We start from the raw sequence: 4,056 nt of genomic DNA, 5'->3' as shown, positions 1-4,056 counted from the left end.
GCGGGGCTCGGCCGTCCCTGCCACGTGGCTCGTTCCGGATCGGCGGTCCGGGCCGTGCCCAGCAGATCCGGCGGCGCACGGAAATGCGGGCCGCACTGTCCTTCGCCGGCAAGGACGTGCTCATTGACGCGAGGGAGGAGGCACCGCTCCATCCTGACTGCGCACGGGTGCGCGGCGACTTGATCAGCCCCTATGAGAACCGCTCCACCACCCGTTCACCCGTATGACGATGGCTCTCGCCGAGCAAGGCGCCCGCACCGTCGTGACAGGGCTGTGCGGTGACGAGACGGTGGCCCTTTCGCAGGCGGAGTATCCCCACAAAGCAATGGGCGAGTTGAAAGATGTTGCCCTGCTGCCCTGGATCGGGAAGAGGACACGGAGCGCCCTGGAGTTCACGGACGACGGAATCGCCCCTCCAGCCGTGGTCAACTCCATGAGTCGGCTCTCCTTGGAGGCCACGGCCCCCGTGCTCCTACGGGAAGGGATCTGGCCGGTACACCCGTTCGCGGACCCGGGCTTGATCCAGCTCGGCGAGTGGCTGCCGATCGACTGGCGGGAACTCAAGCAACTCCAGTGACGTCAGCTCGGTGCACTTGGACTCGGCGACGACGTGACCCACCCTGCTGAACGCGAGAGCTTCGCCGAGGTCGTGCAACACTCGCTCACCACCCATGCGCGTCCCCTCTTCGACAGGATGCTGAAAGAGGGCTCGGTTCTCTTCGACGATGAGCTGGTCGCGCCAGATGGCCTCCGGCAAGCGGTCCAGCGCCTCGACGCAGGCATGTACCGCGAGAACGGAGACGCACAGCTACTCCAGGTCATTGACCTCCACCTCGCGGCGCAGGCGTTTCTGTGACTCGGGGCCTCTCCCCCTCCGCCGTCTCGGCCGGAGACCCGCCCACCGGCCTCTCGCTGTGGGAGGCCGCTTTGCTCGAAGAAAACGCACGGAGGTCTCACCCGTGTTCGTCATGCGCCTGGCCACGGTGGCCGACGTTCCCGAAGTCGCCGCCATGATCCGCTCTCGTTCCACGTGGCTTGAAGAGCGCTCCCTGCCAAGCCGGCATGACAGCGCGGACAACCTCGCGGCCCAGGCGGAGAACTCGCACGGCGGCATGTGGGTGCTGGAAAACGATGAGTCCCACATCGTGGGCTGCACCACCGTGCAGGAGGAAACGCCTCCGTGGGGATGGACGCCCGCGGAACTCGCCGAGCCGGCTCACTACCTCTTCACGACGGTGACGGATCCGGCGTACCGCGCGCACAAACCGGGAACGCTCATCGCCCTGTGGGCGGTGGACCATGCCGCACGTGAGGGCAAGCGGTGGGTCCGGCGCGGATGCATGTTTTCCGGCCTGGTCGGCTACTACCGGACTCAGGGGTTCACTCTGCTGCACGAGGTGCAGCGCACGCACAATCGCGTCTACCTCATGGCGCGCCGCGCGGAACGGATCGCGGAGCTGGAGTCGAACATCCAGAGGTCCTGAACGTCCGGCAACGGGTTCTCCCGGTCGGTGACATCGGGAATCCGAATGTCTTCGCCGATCGGTGCCCGGTGCTGGTGGTAGCGCTCGAACTCGAACCGCGGGCAGTCGAAGAGCGGGCGCCTGAGGATATGCACACGCCCGCTGTTTCCTTCTGCTTCTTTGCGCTGCCTGATCGGCGCTGCCCAGGAGTTGTCGTACGGTCCAGGAAATCGCTCTCCGGCCTCAAACCGGGCGAACTCGTCCGCTTCCTGGGGGACGCGATGGACAGGCAGAGTTTTCAGCTGTCACGCCTCCGTTCGGAAGTCACGGGACTTGGCTTGCCAGTCGTCACCGTCCAAGAAAACGAATTGTTCCCCCATTGTCATTGCCGTTACTGGTGAGACGGACGGGCCCAGTACGTCCAGGCATGCCAAACCTCCTGGTCCACGGGCCCACGGCTCGGTCGAACCCCGTGCACAAGACCGTACGAGGGGCCGGGCGCAGGCGCTCTTGACGCGCCCGTGGCGGCGCCATGAATATCTGAGTGCGTGCGTACCGCATGTGTGAATGATCTTCAAGGAGGCCCGAAATGAAGCGAATCTCAATACGTCGGCTGTTAGCGGTGATCATGAGCTTGGCGATGACCGCATTGGTCGCGGGACAGGCGACCGCGGCCCCGCGCGTGGCAGCCGCGCTGTATCCGCCGTCCTGCAATCTGGTCACCGATCCCCCGATCCCGCCGTCGCTGATTCTCAACCCGACGGGCGATTTGTATAGAATTTCGCGAAATAGCGCGTTCTTCCCCGGTCAGTCCTGTAGCGTGGGCAAATCGAGCCTCCGGATGCAGACCGACGGTAATTTCGTTCTCTACGACGAGAACAACCGCGCCAGATGGGCCACCAACACACAGGGCCGAGGCGATTGGGCCCGCTTCGGCGCCGATGGCAACCTGATCGTCTACGACATCAACGGCCAGCCGGTGTGGGTCTCGAACACCTGCTGTCACTCGGACTACTTCCTCGCCGTGCAGGCGGACGGCAACGTGGTGATCTACCAGAACGGGTACATCGCCCGCTGGTCCACCGGCACCCGCCACTGACCACCGCCGCGGCCGACGCGGCAGCAGGCCCCCGGCGCCGCATGCTGAGCCGCCGGCCGGACGGACACGGACCGGCGCCCGGCCGGTCCTGATCACCGGCCGAATCACCGGCCGGCGGGAACGGCCTTGCGCGGAACTCCTCTTACCCCACGGAACGCGGAACGCCTCACGGAACGCCTCACCGCCCGCCGGCGACCCGTAGCACCGTGCCCGTGGTGTAGGAGGCGTCCGTGGAGAGCAGCCAGGCGACGGCGGCGGCGATTTCGGACGGCTGCCCCGGGCGGCGGAGCGGGATCTCGGGCGCGAGCCTGGCCGGGCGGCCGGGGTCGCCCATCGTGGCGTGCATGTCGGTGTCGGTGATGCCCGGGGCGACGGCGTTGACGCGGATGCCGGCCGGACCGAGTTCCTTGGCCAGGCCGACGGTCAGCGCGTCCGTGGCCGCCTTGGTGGCGGCGTAGTGGACGTAGTCGCCGGGGCTGCCCAGCGTGGCCGCGGCGGAGGAGACGTTGACGATGGCGCCGGTGCCGAGGGCGGTCATGTCCCGGGCGGCCCGGCGGCAGCACAGCAGACAGCCGAGGAGGTTGACGTCGAGGACCCGGCGCAGGTCCTCGGTGCGGGCGTCGGCGAGCCGGCCGAGCGGGCCCGTCACACCGGCGTTGTTGACCAGCCCCGTCACCGGCCCGAGTTCGGCCGCCGCCGTGTCGAACAGCCGCTCCACGTCCGCCTCGTCCGCCGTGTCCGCCCGTACGGCGACGCAGCGCGCCCCGGCCGCCCGCACGGCGTCCGCGACCTGCTCCGCCGCCGCGCTGTCGCTGACGTACCCGAGGGCCAGATCGTGCCCGTCGGCCGCCAGCCGGACACATGTCGCCGCGCCGATGCCCCGGCTGCCGCCGGTGACCACGGTGACCGGTCGTGACATGCGCTGCCTCCCGTTGCCCGCCGGCCGGTAGCGGCCAGGTGCCGCCTCCGTGCGGTGACGCTCAGATTATCCGGGCGGCAGACGGCGGATCCGGCGGTGTTCTGGTAGCCCAGCACATGGATCAGTCCGTGCCTGCCGTGGCGCAGGCGCCCGGCGCAGGGTGAATGTCAGTGCCCGTTGCCAGGATGACCGTCATGAAACCGCTGCTTCTCACCGACATCGAACGCGCCCTGCGTGACAGCTGGGGCGCCGACACGTGCACGCCGGAGTTCCGGCCGCACTGGAGCCCGGACAACCCGGCCCGGGACCAGTGCGGTGTCACCGCGATGGTCCTCAACGATCTGCTCGGGGGCGAGCTGATGCGCGGCGAGGTCCATGTCGGGGGCGTGCGCACCGACTACCACTGGTGGAACCGCCTGGGCATGGGAATCGAGATCGACCTCACCCGGGAACAGTTCCGCCCGGAGGAGATCGTCACCGACGGCATCGTCATACCCCGGCCGCCGACTTTCGTGCGGCTGAGGGAGGAGTACGAGCTTCTCCGCGACCGGGTGGCGGAGAAGCTCGTACTCCTC

General features: G+C 68.1%; 7 protein-coding genes and 1 pseudogene. 6 read left to right on the top strand and 2 right to left on the bottom strand.

Features of this window, described 5'->3' with window-relative positions; translation table 11 throughout:
* The 4 genes and pseudogenes from BFF77_RS37005 to BFF77_RS20905 form a co-directional block, all read left to right on the top strand.
* Window positions 1-227 (top strand): annotated as a pseudogene (locus BFF77_RS37005) (hypothetical protein); the annotation flags it as partial.
* Window positions 224-577: a hypothetical protein gene (locus BFF77_RS37000; RefSeq protein WP_245703623.1), complete on the top strand. Its 354-nt coding sequence runs from the start codon at window positions 224-226 to the stop codon at window positions 575-577. The pseudogene BFF77_RS37005 and the gene BFF77_RS37000, both read left to right, overlap by 4 nt.
* Window positions 578-610: 33 nt before the next feature.
* Window positions 611-856 carry a hypothetical protein gene (locus BFF77_RS36995; RefSeq protein WP_245703622.1) on the top strand — a complete coding sequence of 82 codons (246 nt, stop codon included), beginning with the start codon at window positions 611-613 and terminating at the stop codon, window positions 854-856.
* Window positions 857-968: 112 nt separating this feature from the next.
* Entirely contained in the window at window positions 969-1,484 is a 516-nt protein-coding gene (locus tag BFF77_RS20905) for a GNAT family N-acetyltransferase (RefSeq protein ID WP_245703624.1), read from the top strand.
* Here the strand turns inward: BFF77_RS20905 and BFF77_RS38225 are convergent.
* Window positions 1,421-1,756, bottom strand: coding sequence for a DUF6879 family protein (locus tag BFF77_RS38225; protein WP_425424405.1), 336 nt, complete (start codon window positions 1,754-1,756; stop codon window positions 1,421-1,423). The genes BFF77_RS20905 and BFF77_RS38225 overlap by 64 nt on opposite strands.
* A 296-nt stretch (window positions 1,757-2,052) precedes the next feature.
* On the opposite strand from BFF77_RS38225, the gene BFF77_RS33500 reads away from it, so the two are divergent.
* Window positions 2,053-2,562, top strand: a complete 510-nt coding sequence (locus BFF77_RS33500) for a hypothetical protein (protein WP_079125349.1) — start codon at window positions 2,053-2,055, stop codon at window positions 2,560-2,562.
* A gap of 178 nt (window positions 2,563-2,740) precedes the next feature.
* On the opposite strand, the gene BFF77_RS20895 is transcribed toward BFF77_RS33500, so the two are convergent.
* Complete coding sequence (locus BFF77_RS20895; protein WP_066952197.1) at window positions 2,741-3,481, bottom strand: SDR family NAD(P)-dependent oxidoreductase; 741 nt, start codon at window positions 3,479-3,481, stop codon at window positions 2,741-2,743.
* Window positions 3,482-3,675: 194 nt separating this feature from the next.
* On the opposite strand from BFF77_RS20895, the gene BFF77_RS20890 reads away from it, so the two are divergent.
* Window positions 3,676-4,056 (top strand): YunG family protein (locus tag BFF77_RS20890; protein WP_066952204.1); only part of this gene is annotated, 381 nt, incomplete at its 3' end.

Origin of the sequence: Streptomyces lushanensis, from assembly GCF_001700515.1 — a bacterium.
Classification (GTDB): Bacteria; Actinomycetota; Actinomycetes; order Streptomycetales; family Streptomycetaceae; genus Streptomyces; species Streptomyces lushanensis.
This window is presented reverse-complemented; position numbering and strand designations above follow the sequence as displayed.